This is a genomic window from Pseudomonas sp. PDM09 (assembly GCF_014852305.1).
In the GTDB taxonomy this organism is placed as follows: Bacteria; Pseudomonadota; Gammaproteobacteria; order Pseudomonadales; family Pseudomonadaceae; genus Aquipseudomonas.
The window spans coordinates 1-456 of the sequence record NZ_JACVBI010000028.1 but is presented as its reverse complement, the minus strand read 5'-3'; the positions used below and the strand labels follow the sequence as shown (position 1 = coordinate 456).

General features: G+C 52.2%; 1 protein-coding gene. It reads left to right on the top strand.

The window, feature by feature from the left end; genetic code table 11:
- Positions 1–456: hypothetical protein (locus tag IB250_RS29190; protein ID WP_192347026.1), on the top strand; the 456-nt coding region annotated here is incomplete at its 5' end.

The following is a 456-nucleotide window of genomic DNA, read 5'->3' as shown; positions in this document are numbered from 1 at the left end:
AGAGGGAGGAGGAAGAGGAAGAGGGGGAGAAGAGAAAGGAAGGGAAAGGGGGGAGGAAGGGGAAAGAGAGAGAAAAGGGGAGAGGAAGAAAAGGAGAAGGAGAGGGGGGAAAGAGAAAAGAGGAGGAAGGGGGGGAGAGGGGAAGGGGGGGAGACGGGAGGAGAACGACAGAGAGGAACAAGACGGGCGGAAAAAAAAGAAAAAGGAAAGAAGGGGGAGGGAGAGGGGAGAAGAAGAGGGAAGAGGAAGAGAAGGGGGGGAAAAAGGAGGAGAGAAAAGGAGGAAGGAGGGAAGGGACGGAAGAAAAAGAAAGAGGGAAAAGAAAAAAGAGGAGGGAAGAGGAAGAGAGAAAAGAAGGAGAGGAAAGAAGAGAGAAAAAGGGGGGAGGGAAAGAGAGGGAAAGGAGAGGGAAAGGGAAGAAAAGAGGGAGGAGAGGGAGAAGGAGAGAGATGTTGA